This window comes from Candidatus Nitrospira nitrificans (genome assembly GCF_001458775.1).
Classification (GTDB): Bacteria; Nitrospirota; Nitrospiria; order Nitrospirales; family Nitrospiraceae; genus Nitrospira_D; species Nitrospira_D nitrificans.
In genome coordinates, this window is sequence record NZ_CZPZ01000001.1 from 120,632 (window position 1) to 145,915 (window position 25,284).

Sequence of the window (25,284 nt, forward strand, 5' to 3'; positions counted from 1 at the left end):
CGTCACATGGCGTCCGACAGACTATCGTATCGGCCATCCCATCCCCGACCTTGAGGCGGATGCTTTAGAACCCACGGTGTTAAGGCGAGCATACTTCAGGATGCTCAAAAAGGCTGTCCAGCAAGGCCGCAGCGAGCGAAGAGGCGAGGCGTACGCTTCGGTACGTTTAGCCTCTGAGCGATGCGAGAACGCAGCCGGCGGACTTTTTCAGCATCCTGTCAGAATTCTTCGAACTCTTCGCCCGTAGCGCCGTGATCTGTACCACCGCCCGCCCGGGCTCGGGGCAGGCCGGAGACGACCTTGTCCATGGAGACTTCCGTCAGGGGCGCCTTATGAGCATTGCCCCGGCCCTTCCCAATGGCTGGAATAGACTTGCGCGCTCGAACCGCTGGCTCGCTCGTCTGACCGTACACGTCATGAATGGTGCGCGCGACGAACTGCCTGAGATTGTCGACCGGCGGCATCTCGGCCTTCTGCGCTTCTGTCGCCTGAAGATGGAACTTCATCACGCGCTGATGGAGAGCCTGCGCCTGGGATTGAAGAGATTGGCTCGCGCTGGTCGTTTCTTCCACGAGCGCGGCGTTCTGCTGCGTGGTGTCGTCCATCGACATAATGGCTTTGTTGACCTGGTCGATGCCGCTCGCCTGCTCCTGTGAGGCCGCGCTGATCTCCACGATAATGTCGGTCACCCGCTTCACCGAACTCACGATCTCCTCCAACGTCCTCCCCGATTGATGCACCAGCTCGCTCCCGTCCCTCACACGCTGGATCGATTCATTGATCAACCCCTTGATCTCCTTCGCCGCCGTGGCCGAGCGCTGCGCCAGGTTCCGCACCTCCGCCGCCACCACGGCGAATCCCCGCCCATGCTCCCCCGCCCGCGCGGCTTCCACCGCCGCGTTGAGGGCCAACAAGTTCGTCTGAAAGGCGATCTCGTCGATCACGGTGATGATGTCCGCGATCTTCTTGCTGCTCTTGTTGATCTCCCCCATTGCTTCCACCGCCCGTTTGGTCACCGCCCCGCCCTTGTCCGCCGTCTCTCGCGCCGCCATCGCCAGCTGATTGGCCTGCTTGGCGTTGTCGGCGTTCTGTTTCACCGTGCTCGTCATCTCTTCCATCGAAGCCGACGTTTCCTCCAGCGCCGAGGCCTGTTCGCTGGTGCGCCGGGAGAGATCTTCGTTCCCTTTGGTAATATGTTCGGAACCTAACGATACACTTTCGACCGCTTCTTGGACCGCCCAGATGGTCTGCGACATGTTCCGGACCATGGAATTGATATTGGTCTTGATCATGTCGAACTCACCCTGGTAGGCGCCGGTCATTTCTTGCGTCAGATCATTGGCCGCCACGCGCGACAATACTTGCTGCGCCTCGTGAAGCGGTGTCGCCATCGAATCCAGCAACCGATTGACGCTTTCCGTAAACTCCTTCGACGCGCCGGTGAATTCATCGGACTTGATCCGCTCGGACAATCGCCCGGCTGCCGCCGCCTCAATCAGCTGTTCGACTTTGTTATGAGCCCGTTTTTGGCCCGTGACGTCGGTCGCGAGTTTCACCACCTTGAACAGTCGCCCCATCTCATCCTTGACCGGATTGTAGGAGGCTTGGATCCAGATCTCCTTGCCGCCCTTGCCCAGTCGACGATAGACCCCGGTGTCAAACTCTCCGCGATTCAACTTCTGCCAAAAGGCGGCGTAGTCGCCGCTGTGCGCGTAGGCCGGATCACAGAACATCCGGTGGTGCCGGCCTTTGACCTCATCGAGGCTGTAGCCCATGGTCTTCAGAAAATTTTCGTTCGCCGTGAGGACCGTCCCGTCGAGCGTGAACTCGATGCAGGCATACGATTTATCGATGGCCTCGACGATGCCCTTCATATTGTGGCGCGCGATTTCTTGCTCGGTCAGGTCGTAGCGAACCCCCAGATACTTGCGGGGCTTGCCGTTCTTCCCGAGAATCGGCTTGATCACCGCGTCCACATAGTAGGGCGTGCCGTCCTTCGCGCGGTTCTTGATGATGCCACGGAAGATCTGCCCCCGGCCGATCGTCTGCCACATGGTCTTGAACACTTCCTTGGGCATGTCCGGATGCCGCGTGATGCTGTGCGGGCTGCCGATCAATTCCTCCTTCGAGTATTTGGAGATGTCCATATATTTCTTATTGATGGTGATGATGTCGCCTTTGAGGTCGGCTTCCGACACGATACTGGTCGTATCCATGATGTCGATGCGGGCGTTGAGTTCATCCCGCAGATCCTCACGCTCGCGTTGTTGTTGAGTCACATCCACGGCGAACTCGATGACCCCGGTCGGTTTACCGAGGGCGCTCAGCATAGGGGTCCCCACAGCCTGCACCCAGACCTCTTTGCCGCCCTTGCCGATCCGCTTATAGACACACGCGCCTGATTCCCCGCGCTTCATCTTGTCCCAGTACGCTTGGTAGTCCGATCGCTCCGTTTGGTCGGGGTCGATGAACGTCCGATAGGGTTTCCCTCGCACCTCGCCGAGCGTGTACCCGAGCATGTTCAGGAAATAGTCGTTCGCCGTCACGACGGTTCCGTTCAGATCGCATTCGTGGACGGCTTGCACTTTGTTGAGCGCTTTATCCCACTGGCCCATGTGTCACCTCATGTCTCGTCGATCTTCTCCGGCCTTTCAGAAGAAGACCCTCTTGAAGATTGCCTATCAACTCCGGCGCCGTTGTTGTGCGTTTTCATGAGAGGCATGCGCCAGGAAATAACTGAAATCGATGGATGTCCCACAAAACACAAACGCGCACCCATAACGTTCTTGCGACAACGTTACGATGCGCCTTCAACTGACAGGTCTCGCTCCTGCCCGCCCAGGCGGTCTGAGCCGTACGCTCGACCGACATCCGATGTCTTGCCCAACACTCTATCGGTTTGGAATGGGAAATCTTAAACAGCGTGAGTTCAGGTTTCGAGTTTCAAGTTTCAGGTTTCAAGTTTCGAACTCTCAGAGTCCTCCCTCTCAACATGAAACCTGAAACTATGAACTTGAAACCTAGTGTAGCGTAACCAGTTGGTTACGCGTTCATACATCTTCGCGGAGCAACTGCTCGATTTTGGCCCTGAGCAACCCCAGCTCCTTGGACCGGAACGAGTGTTTGGTCTTGGCGAGCGCCTCCACCGTCCCCTCCAGCGCTTCCCGATACACGGCGAGTCTCGGGCATTCCATCATGCGGCACACATCCATGGGCGCCTCGGCGCGGCCTTGCATCTGACTGGCCAGCACGGACCGGATCCGGGAAGACACGATCGCCATCGACGAGAAACCTTGGGCCAGGAACGTATCGAGCGACCATGCCAACTCTCGCTCGTTGGCGCCACTGTTCAGCCGAGGCAAGTTTTCCTGAAGCTGCTCCAAGGACGCCACGAGCCGACCGGCTTCTTCTCGCGCCGAGGTGGTCATGCGCACAAGACCGCTCTTCTTGACCGCGTCGGCCACCGCCCGGCGCAGATCCGGCCAATCCACCGGCTTGATCAAATAATCCGTGAACGACAAACGAAGCGATTCAACGGCCGTTTGAACGGAGGGATAGCCCGTCACCAGCACGATCGGAAGCAGGGGAAATCGGCCACGGACGTCTCGGAGAAATTCGAATTGCATGTTGCCAGGCATCCGAATGTCTGAAATGAGCGCATCGTGTTCCTTTGTCAGCACCCGGCCGGCTTCCTGAGAATCCTGCGCGCAGTCACACTGATATCCCTCCTGCTCCAACAGCCTTGCCGTCGAGCGACGAAAGGTATCTTCATCATCGGCCAAGAGAATCCTCGGAGCTTCAGCAACCATGTGTGATCACCTCCTTGTTGATGTGTCTCTGATCGGGCGGACCGGCCATGACTCCGTGGCCCGGCAACAGAACCGAAAAAATCGATCCTTGCCCGAGCTGCGTCTGGACGTCGATCCTCCCCCCCATCGCCGCCACCAGACTTTGAGAGATAGAAAGACCCAGTCCCATGCCCTTTTGCTCGCCCTCGGTCTTCGTCGTGAAGAACGGATCGAAGATATGCGATAGAACCTCCGGGGAAATCCCTGTCCCTTGATCGGCCACCGCGATACGGATGCCCCCGGCCTCTTCACGGATGGTCATCATGATCGTCCCTCCCTCTCGGGAACAATCGATGGCGTTATTCAGCAGATTCATCAATACTTGCAGGAGGTCGCTCCTCGGCGCATCGAGTCTGTCGAACGTAGGCGCGGCCTCGACGACCAGCGTGAGTCGGCGCTGCTGCAACTGCTTGGCAAACAGAGCTTCGATATCCCCGATCATCGTCCGAAGATCGACGGCCTCCACCTTGCCGGACTCCCGCCGGTAGAGCTGGTACATATTCTGCACGATCGACGAGACCCGCGCGATTTCGCGATCGATCAGACCGACGAATTCGTATTGCGCATGCGCGGGATCGACCGCCTGCTTCACCAGCTCAAACGCGTTCTTGATCCCGGCGATCGGGTTGTTGATTTCATGGGCGACGCCGGCGGCCAAACGGCCCAGCGCCGCCAGCCGCTCCGTCTGTACCCGCTGCGATTCCAGCCTCGCGATTTCGGCGGTCCGCTCGACCACCTGACGTTCCAGCTCTTCCGTATACCGAGTCCGCTCCATTTCCAAGTGTTTTCGCTCGGTGATGTCACGGCCCGCCACCAGCCGGACGTCCTTGCCGCGATAGCGATAGGGCCTGACCACCACCTCGCCGGGAAAGGTGGTGCCGTCCTTGCGAAGACCGATCGCTTCGTAGGGCCCTCTCACGTCATTCCGCATATTGGCGATCACCTGCTCGCGGGACTCATCGCCGACGAGATCCAAGATCGGCCGGCCGATGAGTTCGCCCGGCCCATATCTGAACATTCGCTCCAAGCCGGTATTCACTTCGAGCAAAATACCCTGATCGTGGAGAGCGATCCCGTCGAACGTCGCCTCCGTCAGCAGCTTGTACCGCAATTCACTCTCCTGCACCGCCTGTTCGGCCTGTTTACGCTCAGTGATGTCGCGCACGACGGCGTAATCGAGCTCCTGACCTTCATGAGAGAGGCAGTTCGCCACTACCTCCACGGGGTAGATCTCGCCGGACTTGCTGCGGTGCCTGGTTTCCAGCCGAAGTTGGCCGGTCCGCTTAAACTCCTCGCACGAGCGGCCCCACAACTCGCGTGAATAGTCCGGATCGAGGTCCGTCATGGACATGGCCAGCAACTCCTGCTTCGTGTGGCCCAGTCGGCGGCAGGCTGCTTCATTCACATCGAGCAACCGCCCATCCGTGGCGATGAGGAAGATTTGGTCGGAGGCATGGTCGACGGCATACTGAGTCCGTTGGAGACGGTCTTCGACCTGTTTCCGTACAAGAATCTCATCCTGGAGAAGTTGGTTGGCCATGGCCAGCTCTCTCGTCCGCTCATGCACTCGCTGTTCGAGCTCGGCATGGGCTTTTAGGATCGCCTCTTCAACGTTTCTTTGCTCGGTCACATCGGAGATGGATCCGACCATGCGCACCGGTCGGCCGGCGCTGTCCCACACCGCCTGGCCTCGATCCCGGACCCAGCGATAACAGCCGTCCTTCATCCTCACCCGCGCTTCGATATCGTACGGTTCACGCGTCTCAAGATGGCGACACGTGGCTTGGTGCACCCGATCGGCGTCATCGGGATGCACCAGCCCAATCCAGGTCGCATAGGTGGGCGTGACGGCGCGTGGCTCAAGCCCGAACAGTTCAAGGTGGCGGTCGGACCAATACCGTTCTCCCGTCAGAATATTCCAATCCCAGATGCCGTCGTTGGTGGCGCGAGCAGCCAATTCAAATCGCTCTTGACTCGCGCGCAACGCTCCGTCCAATCGCCTCTGTTCCCTGATGTCACGGACAAAGGCGCAATGGAATTCCCTGCCGTCGTAGGCAAGGAAACTGACGCGGATCTCGATGGGAATCCGTCGTCCATCCTTCGTCAGATGGACGCCCTCCAATGAAACGACCTTTTTCTCTTTCGTCTCCGCCCACCACTCAGGCCACGCCTCCGGCGGAACATCCGGATTCAGATCGTGAACCGTCATCCCGAGCAATTCGTCCGCGGTATAGCCCAGCATCGCCCTGGCCGCGTCGTTCGCATAAAGAATCCTGGCCTGGCGATCGATCCAATACACCGCGTCGACTGCGTGATCCATGGCAAAGCCGGCGCGCCGCAGACCATCTTCCATCTGTTTGCGGGCGGTAATGACTTCCGTAAACATGATGATGCCGCCGACCTCCCCTTCCGCCGTCCGCCAAGGATGGATCTCCCACCGGATCCAGTCGATGCGACCGTCGGCACGCACGAAGGGATCTTCCTCGCAACACTCGACCGCCCCGTCTAAACATCGACGATGAATAGTCCTCCAGCGTTCAGGAATCTCCGGAAAGATCTCATAGTGACTCCGACCGATCAGTGGTCCATCGCCGACACGATACGCCTCCCGCCACCGACGACTGACCGCCAGATACCGCATCTCCCGGTCGAACATGGCCAACGAGACCGGGCTGTGCTCGATGAACAGCCGCAAATGCTCCTCTCGCTCGACCAACGCCGCCTCCATCTTTTTTCGGGCGGAGATGTCTTCGCAGACGATGAGCGCCACTGATTCAACTTCTCCCGCGCGCACGATCCGCAACCGCTCTCGCACCCAGATGACTGTTCCTTCCTTTGTTCTTTTCCTGAACTCCAATGACTTGACGCCGCCCATCGCATCGGCGAAGGCCTGGGCCAGTTCCTGACGAACGAATGCCTGGTCCTCTTCATGCACGATGTCGGAGACCTGTCCGCCGATCAGCTCCTCCGTCTGGTACCCCAGCTGCTGAGCTCCGAAGCGGTTCACGGACAGAATACCGCCGTCCGACGTCACCGTGAAATACATGGAGGGATTGTCATCGTACAAGGCGCGTAGACGTTCCTCGCTTTCCCGTTGAGCCGCGTCCGCTCGTTTGCGCTCGGTGATGTCACGAAACGACGCGACCACGCCTGACGGCAGCTTGTTCTCGCCCACGGTGATGGGCTGCGTGTTGATTGAAACCCATACGAGCGTCCCGTCCGGCCGATGCACACCCATGATGACCTTTTCACAGGCGCGGCCGGTTCGGAGCGTCTCCGTCGCCGGATGGGTGTCCCCGGGAAACGGCGAGCCGTCTTCGTGGATCGCGCGCCACCGTGGATCGAGCGAGGTGCGGCCCACCATCTGGTCTTCGGTCAGTCCTAGAATCCGGCAGGCGCCGGCGTTGCACGAGCGTATGCGTCCATCCTGGTCCTGAATGACGATCCCTTCCGCCATCGCCGCCACGACGCTCCGATGCCGTTGTTCCCTCTCACGCAGGGCCTCGTTCATCCTGATATGTTGAATCACCATGGCCGCCAGGTGGCCGGCCCGCTCGACGACCGTCGATTCAGCGGGAGTCGGTGCGCGTGGCTCCCGATAGTACGCGGCAAAGGTCCCGAGCACCGTCCCCGTTGAACTGAGAATCGGTTGAGACCAACAGGCTCGCAAGCCATGTGCCCGCGCGAGTTGAATAGAGTCCTTCCACAGAAGATCCTCCTCGATATCCGTCACAATCGACGGCTTTCCGTAGTAGACGGCGCTGCCGCAGGAGCCGACGGTCGGTCCGATGGACATGCCGTCCACTGCGCGATTGTACTCCTCGGGCAGGCTGGGCGCGGCGACACAGCGGAGATGAGTTCCGTCCTCTGTGACCAGCATCATCGAGGTGAGCATCGGAGCCGTCTGCGCTTCGATAGTCCGGCAAATGAAGGTGAGCACCTCCTCGAGTCCGGCACCCTGCGCCACGAGTTCCAGTGCTTGTTTTTCAGCCAAAAGGAAGACGTCCTCTCTCTTTCGTTGCGTGACGTCCCTCATGAAACAAAAATGGCCATGGATTTTACCCGCCAGTCCATTGGGCTTCACAATCACGACGTGCTTATAGATCAGACTGCCGTCTTTTTTTACCGCCTGAATTTCCGCCTCCGCTCTCCCGATCGCGAGCATGTGGGCGAAGGCGTCTGACACAACTGTCCGGTCCTCCGAAGAGACCGTGATCTCCCAGGATCGTCCGATCAATTCCTCCGGACGATAGCCCAGCAGAGCGGCATATTGCGCGTTCATAAAGACATAGTGTCCCCTGTCATCGAGTTTCGAGATGCCTTCCATCGCCAACTCGATGACCGCATGTGCTTCGAGCAACGCCGCTTCGAGCTGCCGGCGTTCAGCCGTCTCCGAGCCTAGAGCTCTATTGGGTTGAGAGCCTGCAACGGCTCGCGTATAGCTCCGCTGTTTCGAGTTATTAGGCGAGCCTTTCAACACCCTTCGGCCCTTCGGTTTTTTACCAGCCACCGGTCGACTCCCCAGCGCACAACACCTGCGAAGAAAGAGCGCGCATCTGATGGATCGGACCAGGCCGGTGCATCCCGACACCGAGAGTCCGAGCTCGACCCTCTACCGGGACAGGACGACACCCGTCATGACAAGTCCGCTTCGAACGCTCTGCCGCCATTCGGAAAAAACTATCGACGGGACATAGAGTGGCCGCGAGAGTAGGAAAAACGGTGAGCCGCTGTCGATCGATGATCAACCAGGTGAGAAAAGAGGCAGCCGACCGAGCCTTGAATAGGCCAGGAATTCCTGTCCTGATTATTCAGACCCTTTCATTAAAAATTAGGCTTCCTACTAGATATACGATTTACAAAATCTTGTCTAGAATCCGAACAGCCCTACTCAAAGGCCAAAAGGTACACCAGGGAATAGATGACCACCGCGTTCTGACTGGGTATTAAGCAATGAGCGGATCAGGCGTGAGCAGCACACAATCGTGCTCGATGGCCTGGCAGATATCGAGGAGACACCTCAGACTTTCTCGCCCTCGCACGCGTGGAGCAGGTCATCGGGAAGTGGCTCGAAAAATGACGCTGGGACGGAAAACGTCCGCCAAGACAATCGTATCTCGCTGAGCCCATCTCGTAGGCCTTCGGCGAGACTTCGCCTGCTCAACCCATATCGTTGACCTCGCGAAACGTGTATCGTTCGTTTCTTTGATCCCACTGTATTGCCGGTTTTTTCGACCACTCCCACATTTCGCTGCATCGTGTGATCCATCGACTTGACCGTCTTGCCGGTGCTTGCTACAGTCTGATCGGTTGTGCGCTTCCCCTGAGGAGAGAGGTCATGTCGCTTCCACGCAGCGTGCGGTTCAACTATGACGATTTCCTGCTCTTTACCGAGGACGGAAAACGCCATGAGATCATCGACGGAGACCACTTCATGACCCCTTCGCCGAATACCAAACACCAACGAATCTCAGGCACCCTGTTCAACGCTCTCACGAACTTTCTCAAAGCCAGAAAGAGTGGAGAGGCCTTCGCAGCCCCTCTTGATGTCGTGCTCTCGCATGAGGATATCGTCGAGCCGGACTTGCTCTTCGTCTCCGCCGCCCGCGCAACCATCATCACGGAGAAAAACATACAAGGGCCGCCGGATCTTGTCGTGGAAATCCTCTCCGCCGGCACCCGTAAAACCGACGAGGTCGTCAAACGTAAACTCTATGAGCGCTATGGAGTGTGCGAGTACTGGATCGTGGATCCCGAATTGGAAACCGTCAAAATCCACCGGCTGACCGACCAAGGGTATGTCCGAGCCGCGGAACTTGCGCGGGAAGCGAACGAAACCCTGCGCACCCCGCTCCTGCCGGACTTCCAGATTCCACTCACAGAGCTGTTCGAATAGCGCGATCGGGGTGAGTGTCCGATTCCACGTTGAAAAGGACGCGATCTATGTCAAGAGCACATGAGAAGCCTGAAACCTGAAATGCTCCGGCTCGCGCGCCCGTCTTTCAGGCCGTGGCGCGTATCTTGTGACGCGTCGTTCAGACTCGAAGTTTCTGGTTTCTCGTTTCAGGTTTCATGTTGATCATTTCGAACCGCTGAAATTCCGGGAGACGAACTCGAAACAAGAAACTTGAAACAAGAAACTTCTTCGCAACTTCTAAAATTCCTCGAATTCATCGCCTGAACTGCGGCGATCCTTCCCGTTGCCGGTTGCCACGCCGCTCAACTCCGCCGGCCGGAGCGTCGCTCGGCCTGGAGTTTCACGTTTCGGGTTTCGAGTTTCAGGGTGAGGATTCTTCCGGTTACTTGAAACATGAAACTTTGAACTCGAAACTGTGGGCCTCGACGCGTCACGCGTCCCGGAGATCTTGAACACTTCCACCTGCCGCATGAGTTCCCTGGCCTGCTCCTTCATCGACTGCGCCGCCGAGGTGGTCTCTTCCACCAGCGCCGCATTCTGCTGCGTGGTCCCGTCCATCGAGACGATCGCCTTGTTCACCTCATCGATCCCGCTCGCTTGCTCCTGCGAGGCCGCGCTGATCTCGGCAATGATGTCCGTGACGCGTTTGACCGAAGTGACGATCTCCTCCAACGTCTTGCCGGATTGATGCACCAGCTCGCTGCCGTCGGTGACCCGTTGGATCGACTCGTTGATCAAGCCCTTGATCTCTTTGGCGGCGGTCGCCGACCGCTGCGCCAGGTTCCGCACTTCCGCCGCCACCACGGCGAATCCCCGCCCGTGCTCCCCCGCCCGCGCCGCTTCCACGGCCGCATTGAGCGCCAACAAGTTCGTTTGGAAGGCGATCTCATCGATTACGGTAATGATGTCCGCGATCTTCTTGCTGCTCTGATTGATCTCTCCCATCGCCTCGACGGCTTTCTTGGTCACCGCCCCGCCCTTGTCGGCGGTGTCCCGCGCCGCGATAGCCAACTGGTTGGCTTGCTTGGCGTTATCGGCGTTCTGCTTCACGGTGCTCGTCATCTCTTCCATCGACGCGGAGGTCTCTTCCAGCGCGGAGGCCTGTTCGCTCGTCCGCTGAGACAAGTCCTCGCTGCCCTTGGTGATCTGCTCCGATCCGGAGGAGACCGCGTCGACCGCGTCCCGCACCGAGATGATCGTTTTGTTCAAGTTGTGCACCACCGCGTTGATGCTGACCTTGATTTTTTCAAGGTCTCCGACATAGGTCTCGGTCATGTTTTGGGTCAAGTCGTTGGAGGCGAGGCGCCCCAGGACCCCCTGGGCTTCCTGTACAAGCCGTTCCATCTCCATCGCGCCTGTTTTCTGCGCGGTGATATCCGTCGCAAACTTTACGACCTTGTATGGCTTGCCCTTCAAATCGAAGATTGGATTGTACGTAGCCTGAATCCACACCTCCTTGTTGCCCTTGCCGAAACGTCTATACACCCCGTCATGAAATTCCCCGTTGTTCAACTTTTTCCAGAATTCGGTGTACTCCGCCGAGCTCGTAAACACCGGGTCGCAGAACATCCGGTGGTGCTGTCCCTTGACCTCGTTGAGCCCATAGCCCAGCAGGTTCAAGAAGAGCCCGTTTGCGTTCCGCACGGTCCCGTCCATATTGAACTCGATCGCCGCCTGGCCACGATCGACCGCCTTGAGAAGGCCCTCCGATTCCAATGCGGCCAGCTTCTGCGCCGTGATGTCGGTCGCGTGCTCGATCACCTTGTACGTCCGCCCATTGGCATCCAATATCGGGTTGTACGACGTCTGAAGCCACACTTCCTTCCCGTCCTTCCGCAGGCGAGGGTAGACGCCGGCGACATACTCGCCGCGCCCCAGTTTCTGCCAGAAGTCGGCGTATTCACCGCTGTTGACATGGACGGGATCACAGAACATGCGATGGTGTCGGCCCTTGATCTCGTCGAGGCCGTAGCCCAGACACTGGAGAAAATTGTCGTTGGCCGTGATGACGGTACCGTCGAGGTTGAACTCAATGACCGCTCGCGACTTGCTGATGGCGGTCGTGATGCCCGTGATCTCCGCCGCTTGAGCGCTCAGGGCTTCGGCCTGTTTGGCCGCCGCTTGCTCCAGCGCGCCGGCCATCTGGTTGAAGGCCAGCGCCAGTTGTCCGATTTCTTCGTTGGTGTGCAGGCCGGAGCGGTGAGCCAGATTCCCTTTCTGCAATTCTTGGGTTGCCTTCAGCACATCGTTCAAACCGCCGACGATAAACCGCGTCACCTTCATGCTTCCGAATACGCCCACCGCGCCGGCGAGGAGGCAGAACACGATGACGGCCATCGTCGCGCTCCAACTGACCGTTTGACTCACTTCAAAACTGTCTTTCGCCTGCTGCTCATTCTCCTTGATGAGGCCTTCGACGGCGTCATGGATCTTCTCCAGCTTTTCCGCCAGCTGCGTTTTCTGAAGCTCGGCCGCGGCATCCTTGCTGAAATTCTTGCTCAGCTCCAACACCTTGCCGCGAACCTCTTTGTACTCGGACAAGCCGGCCGTGAACTGTTCGACGTATTTCCGTTCCGCCTCCGACACGATCACATGATCGTAGGACTTCACGAGTTCGGTGATTTCCTCATCGGTCTTGGCGATTGCCTCGGCTTGCTTCGTGACCGTCGCCGAGTCATAGGCCAAGATGTGCCACGACACATAGGCGCTCATCCGTTGGGTCCGTTCCCGCAAGTCGCCCAGCATTTTGATCGGGACGAGGTTGATCTTATAAATACTTTCCGTGCGATCACTGACCCACCTGATGCCCCCGATAGAAAACACTCCCAGGACTAAGAAAAACGCAAGGATGCCGCCAAAGCCGACGAGGAGCTTCTTCCCGGTCGTGAGATTGTCGAATTTATTCATCGCGGTCCTCCACGAAACATGATTGACGATCCATTCAGCCTGCGATCTTCCCGGACACCATCAGTGCGAGGCACGGATACACAGACTGCGACTAGTCCACAAACTTCCTAAGCGACAAGGAAATGGGCGTGAGTTCAGCAATGCCCTGCTCATCACAAAGGCTGCGGCTATCGCGCCACGGTTGTTCGACGGCAGCCGCTCGATAGGCACATATGATTGAATCTCTTGAGGAGGGAGGGGAGCGGTCGCCGGCGGAAGCGCACAATGGCCTTGTTCACCTGGTCGATCCCGCTCGCCTGCCTCCTGCGAGGCCGCGCTGATCTCCCCGATGATGTCCGTCACCCGCTTGACGGTCGTGACGATCTCATCCAATCTCTTGCCGGATTGATGGACCGACTCGCTGGACGCCCGCATCGCGCTCCCCGCGATTGAGCGTCTGCCAAAACGCTGCATAGTCCCCGCTGGTCGTGTAGGCCGGATCGCAGAACATCCGGTGGTGTTGCCCTTGATCTCCTCCAGCTGATACCTCACCGTCGCCAAAAAATTGTCGTTCGCTGTCAGCATGGTCTCGTCCGGATTGAACTCCATGACCGCCTGAGTTCGATCGATCGCTTCGATCAAACCGGCAACGATCCTTCGCATTCAAGTTATCCGATTTGAAATTGCCGAACATGATAATTCCTCCCTAAGAGAGGTCCGGCCCTTATCGCTTCTTTCAAGCGAGCGGTCCGCAACCCGTGACATATCGTCTGTATGCGCCGGCTTCGTGATCGAACTATGTCGCCTGCGCCACAGCCTCTTCCGTGATCTCCCCATCGGACAACAACCGATCCATGTCCAGAAGCGCCACGAGCTTATCCCCGGATTTCCCGATCCCGTTCAAGAAACTCACATCCACCTTGGCTCCGAACTGCGGCGGGGTTTGGATGTCCTTTTTATCGATATTCAACACATCCGAGACGGAATCCACGACCAGCCCCATGATTTTTTCCTTTACGACCACCACGACGATCACCGTAAACATCGTGTAATCGATCGTCGGCATGCCGAACTTTGTCCGGAGTTCGACGATCGGCACGATGGTCCCTCTGAGATTCAGAACTCCCTTAATATGCGGCGGGGTATTGGGAATTTTCGTGACGGCGGTGTACCCCTTGATTTCTTGCACGCGGAGGATGTCGACGCCGTACAGCTCGCTGCCGAGCTGGAACGTCAAAAACTGGTTTTCGTCCGCGGCCAACCCGATCTGCTGCTGCGGGTCTTTTCTCGTGGATTCCAACGCTGCTGCGGCCATGAGGTCCTCCGTGATGAAGCCCGCTTCGCAGGTTCCGCCCGCGTCGACGAATCCGCAAGGCGTGCGAGGCGGGCGTGACGTGTCTCTCGTGAAGAGTCGTTCGTCCGGACTCGAAGTTTCAAATTTCAGGTTTCGAGTTAACGGGAACCAGCTCCGCAAACATGAAACTTGCCACGCGAAACTCTACAGTGTCCCTGCTTCTGGGCAGTTAGGATCTGTATCGGCTGAACACAACATGTTCTTTAACGAGAAGCCGGCTCAAGATTTGTTTGCCGGGCCGATGGTCCTGTGTCGAGAGCAGGCTGAGATGGAAAAGAAAGGAGAGCCTGCGCCGGACCTACCGCTCGGCCGGCAGCTCCGAAAACATGAAACTCGAAACCCGCAACTTGAAACTGAGGCGCATCGCGCCTCACGCCGCCACCGGCTCCCCTCGGCGGGCGATTTCCAATAGTCCACGGACATCGAGAATGAATCCGACCGTGCCGTCGCCGAGTATCGTCGCGCCGGCGATGCCCTCGACCTTCCGGAAGTTCTGCTCCATGCTTTTGATCACGACCTGCTGCTGGCCGAGAATTTCGTCCACCATCACCGCCACGCGCTCCCCTTCCGTCTCAAGGATGAGCAGAATGGCTTTGCTGGGGTCGATGATCTCCGGCTGCAGGGCAAACACCTCGTACAGGCGCATCATGGGCAAATAGGTGCCGCGCACATTGATCAGTTCCCCCTTGCCGACGACGGTTTTCACATCGCCTGACTTCGGCTGGATCGATTCCAAAATGGACAACAGCGGCACGATGTACGTGTCGTGGCCGACCCGGACGGTCATGCCTTCGATAATGGCCAGCGTCAACGGGAGCTTGAGCGTGAAGATCGACCCCTGCCCCTGTGTCGTGTGAATGCTGACGGTGCCGCCCAGCTCTTCGATATTTCGCTTGACGACGTCCATGCCGACCCCTCGCCCGGACACGTCCGTCACCTTCTCCGCCGTCGAAAACCCCGGCCTGAAAATGAGAGGCCAGATCTGGTCGTCGGTCAACTTCTCGTTTTCGCCGATCAGACCCTGTTTGACGGCTTTGGCGACGATCTTCTCGCGATTCAGTCCGCGCCCGTCGTCTTCAACGGTGATGCAGATGTTGCCCCCTTCATGATAGGCGTTGAGCTTGATCGTGCCGGTTTCCGACTTGTTGTTGTCGAGGCGTTCTTCCGGCATCTCCAAGCCATGGTCGGCCGAGTTCCTGACCAGATGCGTGAGGGGATCTCCGATGGACTCGATGACCGTCTTGTCGAGTTCGGTTTCTTCGCCGGAGAGGATCAGTTGAATTTTTTTTCCTGACTTGGCCGACAGGTCTCGGACCAGTCTGGGAAAGCGGCTGAAGGCCGTGCCGATCGGCAACATGCGGATACTCATGACTCGTTCTTGGATTTCGCGCGTGTTCCGCTCCAATTGCGCCACCCGCTCCAGCAGCAGGTGCATGTGGCTCATCTCGAAGCGGGCGCCGAGGTCGCTTAACATCGACTGCGTAATGACCAGTTCACCGACCAGGTTGATGAGCTTGTCGATTTTATCGGTGTCCACGCGAATCGACGCGACGTCGGCTTTCTTGGTTTGCACGGCGGCTTCCTGCTGTTTCTGCTTTTGCAGCGCCTGCGCCAACTGTTGCGGCGTGACCGCCTTCTGCTCGACAAGGATTTCTCCGACTCGCCTTTGTTGCGCCAGGGCCTGATCCAGAACGGCCGGAGACACCACACCGTCCTCGACGAGGATTTGCCCAAGGGGTTTCGCCTCGCCTTCGGCGGTTTCTGGTCTCTGGTTTCGTGTTTCATGTTGAGAAGCTGAACCTGAAACTTGAAACCCGGAACTTGAAACGACGGTTTCTTCGATCGTGAGTACGCTGTCTTCTCGGACGAACTCAAATACGGCCTCGATGATCTTCTGATCCTTGCCGGTCGTGAGTGACATCTGCCAAGAGAGATAGCACTTCTCGGGATCGATCTCGTCCAGACTCGGCAACCGGGACAGGTCGATCGTGACCTCGGTCAGACTCCCAAGATCTCTCAACTCTCTCAACACTTGCAGTGGATCGAGCCCCCGCTGGAACAGCCAGGCGGGGGGAGTCCAGGCGATTCTGTACGTCCGATCCCCCTGCCGCTCATGAGTCTGATCCGGTGTGACCGCCCTGACACCGGTATCCGACTGTTGGCTCTCCGACGCCAATTCGTCCGCGAGTCGTTGCACCGTGGCCTCATCAACCGCCGACCCCGTCTTGACCGATTCGATCAAGGTTTTCAAGCAATCGGTCGCTTTCAGGAGCAGATCCGCGATCGCCGGCGACACGGCTCGTTGCCCGTTTCTCAGCAAATCGAGCAGCGTCTCCATCTTGTGCGTGAATTGCGCAACCGCGTTGAAGCCGAACATGCCGCTCGCGCCCTTGATCGAATGGGCGGAACGAAAGATCTTATGCAGAAGGTCCCGATCTTCCGAATGTTGTTCCAGCGCCAATAGCCCGGTTTCGACCACCGCCAGATGCTCCGCCGCCTCATCGAAAAAGGCGTCTTGAAATTGCGCGAAGTCGTTGCTCATCTTAAACCCCGTCGTTCGTGAAACGTCGGTCGTGAAGCGCTTGATGGGTTCGATTCGGACGCTTCACGCTTCACGAGATACGTGCGACGCGTCATGCCGGCAGCACCTTGGCGATGGTTTTCAGCAAAACGTCCGGGTTGAACGGCTTGACGATCCATCCCGTTGCGCCGGCTTCTTTACCCTCTTTTTTCTTTTCTACCGTCGACTCCGTCGTCAGCATGAGAATCGGGGTGAACTTGAACGTATTCATTTTGCGAAGTTCTTTGATGAGGGTGATGCCGTCCATTTCCGGCATGTTCAGGTCCGTCACGACGATATCCATCTTCACGCCGCCGGAAACCTTCTTGACCGCGACTTTCCCGTCCTCCGCTTCGATCACGGTAAACCCGGCGTTCGTGAGGGTAAACGCGACCATTTGCCGCATGGTGCGTGAATCATCGACGATCAGCGCGGTCCTGTTCATGTGTTCCTCCACGGCTTTGGCGATCCCGGGTGTCTCGTTTCGAGTTTCACGTTTTAGGTTTAAAGTTTCATGTTTGGCGAGAACTTGAAACCTGAAACGTGAAACGCCCTCGAATTCAAAACAACGTGACGGAATCCGGCTCGTTGCTCGACGTGTCCATGGGCACCGGCTCTCCGTAATCCAGCCCTAATGCCGCCGTATGCAGGCGACGTTCTTCCTCCATGGTGTAGTGATGCTCGACCAGTTGCAGCGCGGCGATCTCTCTCTTGGCTTCTTCGTCACAGGGCCCTTTTAAGAGGGCCTGAAGGTGCGCCTTCAGCCGATCCAACGCCAGACCGACGTGCTCCAACTTTTGACGCGTGATGTCTTGGAACTGCATCGCCATGACGACCTTGGACAAACTTGTCGAGTCGTCCATTGAGGTCGCCGCCCCATCAGGGGATGTCAGCATTCTGAGATGCAGCAATAACTCCATGGCCGCTCTTTCCGTCTCCTGTGTCACGGCGGTCATCTGAGCCTTCAACACCGGGATCATGTGGATGGTTTCGGTCGCGAAGGTCTCCCACGCCCGTTGATGTTCGAGAAACGCGCTGCCGGCTCGCTCATTGTCGGCAAGAGACTGCCCGAGTTTGCCGTCTTGGTTTCCCGAAGAAATCATAGCCTTGCTTCACATTCCAAAGCGCCGTACTCGCCTTCAATCCCGTTTCGACCTTGGTGCCTCGTCCATTACTCGCTCAGCGACCCGGTGAATCCGAGCTGGTGCAATCGTGTCTGCAAGCTCTCGGAAATCCCCGACACGAACATTCGGTTTTGTTTCTTGGCGGCCAGCAGCAGCTGAATCGCCGCCGTATCGACTCTGGCGACGGCGCTGAGATCTACCGACACCAGTCCATCGTTTGTGAACAACTTCGCCAGCGAGTCTTTGAATTCGTCCGCTTCGAAAATAGTGATGTCCCCTTTCGGAGCGAGATGTCTGGGGTTCTGATCTTCCGCCTGAGACGGTTGCGGGGATGATGATTCCGTGGTCATAGCGCAAGCCCCTCCTAACTGAACGCACTGAATCCTATTGTCGGCTGCCGAGGACCAAGACTTGAGTGCCGACCGCATGACACACGTGCCCCGCCTACGGGGTCGGCGATCGTCCCACGCCGGACAGCTCGGGAACAAACTGCGACGCGTTCACCGGCTCATCGCCCGTCGATCGTCCGAACACATCCGAATCGGTCTCCGTCTGAATCATAGGCGCGGGCGGGGCTTGTTCAAGAATGACGACCTCCACTCGACGATTCTTCGCCCGCTGTTCCGCATCCGCATTGGCCGTGATGGGCCTGGTGTCGGCATGACCCACGGCGGCAAGACGCCCTGCCGGCACGCCATAGAGTTCGGACAACACTCTGACAACCATGACCGCCCGGGCAGCCGACAATTCCCAATTGGAAGGAAATTGCGCCGTCCTGATCGGGACGTTATCCGTATGCCCTTCAACGCGCGTATGCCGATCGAGCTCGAGGATGGCCGCTCCGAGACCTTCGAGAAACCGCAGCGCCTCCGGACGCACGGCGGCTTCTCCGCTGTTGAAGAGAAGCTGGTCGGGAATGACAATCACGATATCCCCGTTCACTTGTTCTACGATGCGCACGAGAGACATTTGCGGAACGCCCTTGATGACCTGCACCAGATTGCGGAGCCGGCGCATGGCCACTTCCCTGCTCCCCGGAGTGTTCGGCGCCGTCAGCGCCGGTTTGTTGGCGTTGAGGCTGAACGCCGAAGGAGACGAAGGAGGCGTCACGATCGGGTTGAGGGCCGCCTTGATCGATTCACTGACCGTCCGGTACTTTCCGACATTGACCGAGGAGATCGAATACATCACCACGAAAAACGCGAACAACAAGGTGATGAAATCGGCATACGAGACCAGCCACCGCTCGTGATTTTCATGCTCTTCGTGTTTTTGCTTCGCCATAACTTAGATCGTCGCTCGTGAAGCGTGAAGCCCGCTTCGCCCGCTCAGCGAGGCTGAGCATATCTCGTGCAAGCGTTTCGTGTTTCAAGTTTCTTGTTTCAAGTTTGTTCTCTAAATTTCATTGGTTCGAAAATGATCGACCTGAAACCTGGAACTAGAAACTTCTAGTCCGGACGCACGACGCTTCACTTCTTCGCCTCCTTCGTGCGTTCGTTATGGGGAAGAAAGCTTTCCAACTTCTCCTGGAGCAATCTGGGGTTCTCCCCCTGGGCAAGTCCCACAAGCCCCATGATAATGACGTTGCGGGACCCCGCTTCCTCCTTCAGCTTGAACTTGATCTTATTGGCCAGCGGCAGGAAGAAGAGATTGGCCGCTCCCACGCCGTAGACCGTGGCGACGAACGCGACCGCAATACCGCCGCCCAGCTTGGAGGGATCGGCCAGATTCTCCATCACATGAATCAGCCCGAGCACCGCTCCGATAATGCCGACCGTCGGCGCGTAGCCACCCGCGGCTTCCCATACCTTAGCCGCATGGACTCCTTGCTCCTCATGGTGCTCCACCTCGATCTCGAGGATCTCATGCACGGCTTTCGGTTCGGTTCCATCGACGATCAGTTGAATCCCTTTTTTCATGAACGGGTCATGAATGTCTTTCAGTTTTCCCTCGAGCGCCAACAATCCTTGCTTTCGCGAAATGTTCGCGAGATCCAAGATCAGCTTGATGGTGCCTTTATTGTCGATATGGGGGCTTACGATCGCCAGCGACAATGAACTGAACGCCTTCAGGACCACCGACAGCGGATTCTGAACACAGATCGCTCCGATCGTGCCGCCGATCACGATGATGAAGGCCGTGAGCTGCATAATCGAGCCGATGTGCCCGCCCTCGAGTATTTGGCCTCCGATAATGGAGCCCAACGCCAGCACCAGCCCGAGTATGGTTGCAATATCCATTCGTCATTGCCCTCATGCATGCGATCGATCCGGCGTTACTGGTTCTGATTGGAGTTTCGTGTTTCAAGTTTCAGGTTTCATATTTTCCGACAACATGAAACTCGAAATCATAAACACGAGACCGGCATCGCCAAATCTGAACTTGAAACCTGAAACCATGCGGCCCTATTTGAATCCGAACTGAGCCAGGATATCGTCGGCGACTTTTTGTTGCATCGCCGTCGTTTTGGACTCTTCGAGCTGTTTCAGCAAGTGCCCGGCCGTCCCGGCGTCACTGGCTGCTTCGCCCTTCCCCTGCAGGCCGAACACGACGACGAGCTCCATCAACTTTCCTTGCACTTCGTCGAGAATGACGACGAGTTTTTTCACTCTCTGGGCCACCAGATCTTGAAAGGAGAGAGCCGTCATGATCTCCGTCAGATATTTATTGTCCTGCGCGAGAACGGAGCTCACATTCCCAAGACGTCCGGCAAGGGCCACGCAATCCATCGCCTGCAGAACCTCGACGACCGCGGAAAGATCCTTGGCGACCCGCTCGTGATTGTCCTGCATTATCTCCGTCAACCGCATGACTTCGAGCGTGCCGTCCTCCGTCATCTTGCTCAGGTCGCTCAGATGGGACGTGGCGGCCGGAAGCTGCGTGTTGATGGACGTGATCTGGGGGGTGGCCGTCGAGATGGCGTTCCTCGCATTGTCGACAAAGCGGGCCAGGGCGCCGAGTTCTTCGTATAATTTATGTTCTTGGTTGTACACAGTCCCTCTCTCTGCTCGTGTGAGGACGGATCTGCTTGATCACGGACTATTTGAAAATCTTCCCGATCTTCTCCTGCAGGGTCTCAGCGGTGAAGGGCTTGACGATGTAGTTGCTGACGCCTGCCTGCACCGCTTCAATCAAATTTGTTTGTTGCGCCTCGGCCGTCACCATCAGCACGGGAATGGCTTTGAGCTTTTCATCCGCCCGAATGGCCCGGAGCATGTCGATGCCCGTCATGACCGGCATGTTCCAGTCGGACACCACGAATCCGAAGGTGTCGGCCCGCAGCTTCTGCAGAGCTTCTTGCCCGTTTTCCGCTTCGTCTACATTCCCGAATCCCAACTGCTTCAGAATATTTTTGACGATTCTTCTCATCGTCACCATATCATCGACCACCAGGATCTTCATGCTTTGATCGGCCGGCATAACGCCTCCTTTCTCTCGCTCGACAGGCACAGCGTGCGACAACTCATGGTCTGTCCACGGCGGGATGGTCGGACCGTTCCGCAATCTCTCGATGCTTCGTCAGATATCGGCACATTCGCCCAATGACCTGAGCCGGAACGGCCCGCATCGACTTGACTTGATTGCATGGGTGGAACAGGATCGACGTGCGTTGGATGAAGACGTTTTCTCGAGCGGCGATCTTCGGTTGGATCATGCCGCCACTCATGACCGCGGCGCCTTGCCGTCCGAGAGAGGGAAAGTCGAGTCCTTCTGCAGATCAACCAGGCAGCCACTCTCAGATCACGAGCCTTGCCGGGACCGACCATGCATCCAGTCATGGATGTCACGGCGCAGGAACCGCCAGTGCTTTCCGATTTTCGATGCCGGCAATTCACCGACTCGGGCGAGTTTATAGACCGTGGACTTCGGCACTCGGAGAAACCGAGCCACCTCCATTACCGTGAGGATTTCTCCCTCCCGCACGGTGACTTCCTCGGTCTGAATCGCTGTTGCTGTAGATACTTCATTATTCATGACAACTGAGGTATCGGCGTGGCGGTTTGAAAACTTAAGCACCCAATGGAAGCGAATCTCGGCCTACACCCTGCGCTTCGCGCCCGTTCCACTCGGATGCCTGACTCCCATTCATGTTTCTCCACGACCGACCGACAAAGAAGCTGCGACTGGGCCCAAACCAATAGGAACCGAACACAATGGCGCGCGTGATTTCAGTCGCGTCGGGAAAAGGCGGGGTCGGCAAAAGTGTGGTGGCGGCCAACCTGGCTCTCGTCTTGGCACAGAAGGGCAAGCAGGTAGTGCTCGCGGATCTCGACGTGGGCGGCGCCGACGCGCATGTCCTGGTCGGCCTCCTCAACCCGCCGCTCACCTTGACCGACTTCCTCAACCATCGCATCGAGCAGCTGGACGATCTGGCTCAACGTCTTCCCCTTCATCCGAACTTGCGGATTATTCCCGGCACCGGCGACACCTTGGCGACGGCCAACATGTCCTATTCACAAAAGCGACGCCTGATCCGGAATTTTCAAGATATCCGCGCGGACGTGATCGTCGTCGATATCGGAGCGGGAGCGAGCTATCATACTCTCGACTTTTTTCTCATGGCCGATCATCACGTCGCCGTCGCGACGCCGGACCCCACCTCCGTCCTGGATCTCTACCGGTTTCTTAAGCTCGCGGCGATTCGTCGTGTTTTATCGATGTTCGTGATGCGGGATGTGATGACGGATGGTCTTGCGAACCGGGATTACAGCAGCGTGGAAGAGGTGTTGGATGTCGCGGGCAAGACGGATGAGTCCGGCCGCGCGATCGCCGAAACCACCCTGCGAGCGTTTCAGCCGACCCTCATCCTCAATCGCGTATCGGGACGCGCGCGCGTCAACGTGCTCCAGCTGAGGAAACTGCTCAAGGAGTATGTCGGCGGCGACTTGACCCTGCTGGGTGAGATTCCGGACGACCCTGCGATGGAACAAGCGGTGCGCGCCTACATCCCCGTGGTTCAGCACACTCCTTCTTCTCCGTCCGCCGCCGCCCTGGTAAAGACGGGCGAGACGCTGCTCCAGCTCCTCACACGCCCTGCCGTCCAAGCGGCATAGCCGCGTTCTCACGATTGCCTGTTTTTACGCGGTTGCGGCCCGGCGAGCTCTCAGCCGTTCGGCTTGTGTATGGAGGATGTGGCGGATCAGATATTCTTGATCGTCGGGCTTCAGATCCACGAATTCGGTGGCGACGACAAACGCGAGTCCGTTCGCCTGGGGGACGGAACGAATGACTTGTACCACCGCTTGGATGAGCCTGAACGGCGGAAGGATCATCTTGATCGCGAGTTGGTCACCGGCCGTGAACTCCCGAGGGGAGACGAACCCCACCCCCCCCCCGCTCAGATTGACATCTGTCGGTCGCGCCATAGTGACACTTGCCGGATGAGTCATCGCCAAAGAATTGAGGATGACTTCAAGTATGTAATCGACTTTCATGATCCAGGGAAGCACCGGTGAGCCGATCAATGACTCTCCCGTGCGCGCGAGCAAATCCGCGGTCGGTTGGGTGACGACCGCGGAGATGATCTCCGGGGTGGCGCTGGTTGCTTCGACAGGAACAGCCGTGCCTGTCTCGGCCAGCACCCGATATTCCATCAGCACCCGATCATCGATTCTGATCCATTCTCGCCGTTCATCGGCGGCGCTCGTGGGTGGGGTGGACGGTGTCATGACAGGAGACGCCATGGTCAGGTCCCTTTCACGGTTAGGCGGCGCAACTCAGGGCCACGGCGCACGCGACTCCCGGCGGTTTCGGAGCATGAAGGACCACACGATTCCGCCCTTGAGTCTTCGCGTCATTCAGAGCGGTATCGCCGACCATCATCCACTCCGCAATGGACACCACGGTGGCGTCCGGAACCGCGGCCAAACCGATACTGGCCGTGGTGCGGACGTGCCCGTCCTCGACCGTAAAGGGGTGTCGCTCAACCTTCTCTCGCAACCGCTCCGCGAGCGCACGCGCCTGTTGCCGGTCGGCATGAGGCAATACGACCGCGAAGGTGTTGCCTTTGCATCGCCCGACGATATCGCTGTCGCGCACCGTCCCTCGCATCAGATCGGCTGCCTCCTTGAGCACCTGATCCCCAGCCGTATGGCCAAGACGGTCATTGACGATCTTGAAGAAATCCAAGTCCAGCAGCAACAGGCACGCCGGCACCCCGTAACGAAGCCCGACGCTCAACTCCCGCATCAACGCGCGCTCGAATGCGTGCGTGTTGAACAGGCCCGTGAGCGGATCGTGAAGAGCCATCGCTCTCGCGCGTTGTTGCGTCTGGGCATGACGGAGGGCGAGAGACAGCGCTGCGCCGACCGTATCGAGCACTTCCCGATCGCGCGGAGTAAACCGATCAGGATCCTTCAGCTGCACAAGAAGAAGACCTGTTTCGTCCGACCCGAGAGCAAGCGACACCTCCTCTCCGAAGGTGGCATCCTGTTCTTGTATGGCCTGTTGCGGCGCCGACGGTGGAATGAGTCGAAGGTGACGCGGACGCCCGCGCCGAAGAGGAGCGTTCGACTCAGTCTCGTGAGAAGGAGATGGACCGAGTCTACGTAGCAAATACCGGCGCGCTTGCGCCTCCCGTTCCCGATTCTGGGAGTCCGACCATACCCAGGCTCGGTTGCGATTCGCCCTGGCAACCCCGATCATGGCAGGGTCGATCAGGGGAGGCAATCCTTTCGTCAGAACCTTAATAATTTCTTCTTCGTCCGGCGAGGACGCGAGTGCATCCGTGAGACGATACAACGAGGTCAGTCGTTGGTGGGAATGTTGCAATTCACCCTGAGCGTGCTCCAACTCCCGCGTAACCCTGGCCAATTCATCGGATAACCTGCTTGCATCGGAGACTGTCTGCTTGGCCATTGTCTGTTCCTGCCCTCTGCTACGCCTTCATGGATACGGTCACAACGGTCGACGGCTGCCCCCCTAATCGTTGATGGAGGCCTTGAAGACGTTGCCTGGTCGCCGCCGCCTCTCCCAGTAACGTCGCCAACACAGCGTGCACGGTACGCACACGGTCGCGGATCTGTTCATCGAGTTTCAACAGATGGCTCGCCTTTTGAACCGGCGTCTGCATGGTGGCCAAGAGAGCGCCACGCTCGTCATAGCACTGGGCAACGGCGTCCCACTGTCCAAGCGCGGCCGCTTCTGCCGCAGTCTGCGTAAGCCGCAGGATATCTTCCTGGGCGTTCGCTCCTGTGGAGTTCATCGTACACCAGCCGGATGCGTCTGTTGCGCCGCGATCTCACGCCACCCCTCGCGAAGCGTCGTCAGGCAACGGTGCGGACCATCGAGCCGACGCACATCGTTACGGGCATTGGCCATGACCAGTTCGCTGAGCATGTACTCGTAGAGACGATGCAAGGACCGCGCGATCTCACCGCCCTGTTCGAAATCGAGGACGCTGTTGAGCTCTCCGATGATGGAAATGGCCCGACCAAGGAACCGGCCTTTTTCCTTTGGATCATTGGACTCGATCCCCGTCCGGGCGAGTTCGATCGATTGGATGGCCGCGTCGTACAGCAGCACGACGATCTGAACTCTGGACGACGTCATCACCTGTGTCTGCTTATACTGGTTGGTGTATTGAGTGAGCATAG

22 protein-coding genes are annotated in these 25,284 nt (G+C 58.0%); 2 read left to right on the forward strand and 20 right to left on the reverse strand.

Annotated elements, in window-relative coordinates; all coding sequences use genetic code 11:
- Positions 1-218: 218 nt before the first annotated feature.
- The 3 genes from COMA2_RS00535 to COMA2_RS00545 all read right to left on the reverse strand — a co-directional run bounded on the left by COMA2_RS00535 (position 219) and on the right by COMA2_RS00545 (position 8,358).
- Positions 219-2,615, reverse strand: a complete 2,397-nt coding sequence (locus tag COMA2_RS00535) for a methyl-accepting chemotaxis protein (protein WP_090893694.1) — start codon at positions 2,613-2,615, stop codon at positions 219-221.
- Between the two features lie 435 nt (positions 2,616-3,050).
- Positions 3,051-3,809, reverse strand: a complete 759-nt coding sequence (locus tag COMA2_RS00540) for a response regulator (protein WP_090893696.1) — start codon at positions 3,807-3,809, stop codon at positions 3,051-3,053.
- The gene (locus COMA2_RS00545; protein WP_090893699.1) at positions 3,799-8,358 is read right to left on the reverse strand and encodes a PAS domain S-box protein; all 4,560 of its coding nucleotides are present in this window, start codon (positions 8,356-8,358) and stop codon (positions 3,799-3,801) included. Before COMA2_RS00545 ends, COMA2_RS00540 begins: the two co-directional genes overlap by 11 nt.
- 828 nt (positions 8,359-9,186) lie before the next feature.
- Here COMA2_RS00545 and COMA2_RS00560 point away from each other — a divergent pair.
- The gene (locus tag COMA2_RS00560) at positions 9,187-9,744 is read left to right on the forward strand and encodes a Uma2 family endonuclease (protein ID WP_090893705.1); all 558 of its coding nucleotides are present in this window, start codon (positions 9,187-9,189) and stop codon (positions 9,742-9,744) included.
- Positions 9,745-10,002: 258 nt separating this feature from the next.
- Here the strand turns inward: COMA2_RS00560 and COMA2_RS20405 are convergent, their stop codons facing one another.
- The 13 genes from COMA2_RS20405 to COMA2_RS00630 all read right to left on the reverse strand — a co-directional run bounded on the left by COMA2_RS20405 (position 10,003) and on the right by COMA2_RS00630 (position 21,664).
- Positions 10,003-12,672, reverse strand: a complete 2,670-nt coding sequence (locus COMA2_RS20405) for a methyl-accepting chemotaxis protein (protein WP_090893707.1) — start codon at positions 12,670-12,672, stop codon at positions 10,003-10,005.
- 60 nt (positions 12,673-12,732) lie between these two features.
- A complete protein-coding gene (locus COMA2_RS00570) occupies positions 12,733-13,314 on the reverse strand; it encodes a hypothetical protein (RefSeq protein WP_090893709.1) in 582 nt (193 codons plus the stop codon).
- Between the two features lie 133 nt (positions 13,315-13,447).
- Positions 13,448-13,966: a chemotaxis protein CheW gene (locus tag COMA2_RS00575; protein WP_090893711.1), complete on the reverse strand. Its 519-nt coding sequence runs from the start codon at positions 13,964-13,966 to the stop codon at positions 13,448-13,450.
- Between the two features lie 409 nt (positions 13,967-14,375).
- Entirely contained in the window at positions 14,376-16,547 is a 2,172-nt protein-coding gene (locus COMA2_RS00585; protein ID WP_090893715.1) for a chemotaxis protein CheA, read from the reverse strand.
- Between the two features lie 91 nt (positions 16,548-16,638).
- A complete protein-coding gene (locus tag COMA2_RS00590; protein ID WP_090893717.1) occupies positions 16,639-17,010 on the reverse strand; it encodes a response regulator in 372 nt (123 codons plus the stop codon).
- Between the two features lie 115 nt (positions 17,011-17,125).
- On the reverse strand, positions 17,126-17,668 hold the full coding sequence (locus tag COMA2_RS00595; RefSeq protein ID WP_090893719.1) for a hypothetical protein: 543 nt from the start codon (positions 17,666-17,668) through the stop codon (positions 17,126-17,128).
- Positions 17,669-17,736: 68 nt separating this feature from the next.
- Entirely contained in the window at positions 17,737-18,039 is a 303-nt protein-coding gene (locus tag COMA2_RS00600; protein ID WP_175304296.1) for an STAS domain-containing protein, read from the reverse strand.
- A gap of 94 nt (positions 18,040-18,133) precedes the next feature.
- Positions 18,134-18,973 (reverse strand): flagellar motor protein MotB, encoded by an 840-nt coding sequence (locus tag COMA2_RS00605; protein ID WP_090893723.1) that lies wholly within the window; start codon positions 18,971-18,973, stop codon positions 18,134-18,136.
- A gap of 185 nt (positions 18,974-19,158) precedes the next feature.
- Positions 19,159-19,929, reverse strand: a complete 771-nt coding sequence (locus COMA2_RS00610) for a flagellar motor protein (protein ID WP_090893725.1) — start codon at positions 19,927-19,929, stop codon at positions 19,159-19,161.
- Positions 19,930-20,094: 165 nt separating this feature from the next.
- A complete protein-coding gene (locus COMA2_RS00615; protein WP_090893727.1) occupies positions 20,095-20,682 on the reverse strand; it encodes a protein phosphatase CheZ in 588 nt (195 codons plus the stop codon).
- A gap of 46 nt (positions 20,683-20,728) precedes the next feature.
- Positions 20,729-21,091 (reverse strand): response regulator, encoded by a 363-nt coding sequence (locus COMA2_RS00620; protein ID WP_090894190.1) that lies wholly within the window; start codon positions 21,089-21,091, stop codon positions 20,729-20,731.
- Between the two features lie 61 nt (positions 21,092-21,152).
- On the reverse strand, positions 21,153-21,344 hold the full coding sequence (locus COMA2_RS00625) for a hypothetical protein (protein ID WP_090893729.1): 192 nt from the start codon (positions 21,342-21,344) through the stop codon (positions 21,153-21,155).
- Between the two features lie 86 nt (positions 21,345-21,430).
- A complete protein-coding gene (locus tag COMA2_RS00630; RefSeq protein WP_090893730.1) occupies positions 21,431-21,664 on the reverse strand; it encodes a helix-turn-helix domain-containing protein in 234 nt (77 codons plus the stop codon).
- A gap of 179 nt (positions 21,665-21,843) precedes the next feature.
- Between COMA2_RS00630 and COMA2_RS00635 the strand changes: the two genes are divergently transcribed.
- Entirely contained in the window at positions 21,844-22,743 is a 900-nt protein-coding gene (locus tag COMA2_RS00635; protein ID WP_090893732.1) for a P-loop NTPase, read from the forward strand.
- A 24-nt stretch (positions 22,744-22,767) separates the two neighbouring features.
- Here COMA2_RS00635 and COMA2_RS00640 read toward each other — a convergent pair whose 3' ends face one another.
- From COMA2_RS00640 to fliS, 4 genes are read right to left on the reverse strand one after another with little or no spacing between them, the layout of a single operon-like run.
- On the reverse strand, positions 22,768-23,373 hold the full coding sequence (locus COMA2_RS00640; RefSeq protein ID WP_090893733.1) for a PilZ domain-containing protein: 606 nt from the start codon (positions 23,371-23,373) through the stop codon (positions 22,768-22,770).
- Between the two features lie 19 nt (positions 23,374-23,392).
- A complete protein-coding gene (locus tag COMA2_RS00645; protein ID WP_090893735.1) occupies positions 23,393-24,547 on the reverse strand; it encodes a GGDEF domain-containing protein in 1,155 nt (384 codons plus the stop codon).
- A gap of 19 nt (positions 24,548-24,566) precedes the next feature.
- A complete protein-coding gene (locus COMA2_RS00650) occupies positions 24,567-24,893 on the reverse strand; it encodes a hypothetical protein (protein WP_090893736.1) in 327 nt (108 codons plus the stop codon).
- On the reverse strand, positions 24,890-25,282 hold the full coding sequence (gene fliS, locus COMA2_RS00655; protein ID WP_090893740.1) for a flagellar export chaperone FliS: 393 nt from the start codon (positions 25,280-25,282) through the stop codon (positions 24,890-24,892). Before fliS ends, COMA2_RS00650 begins: the two co-directional genes overlap by 4 nt.
- Between the last annotated feature and the right edge of the window lie 2 nt (positions 25,283-25,284).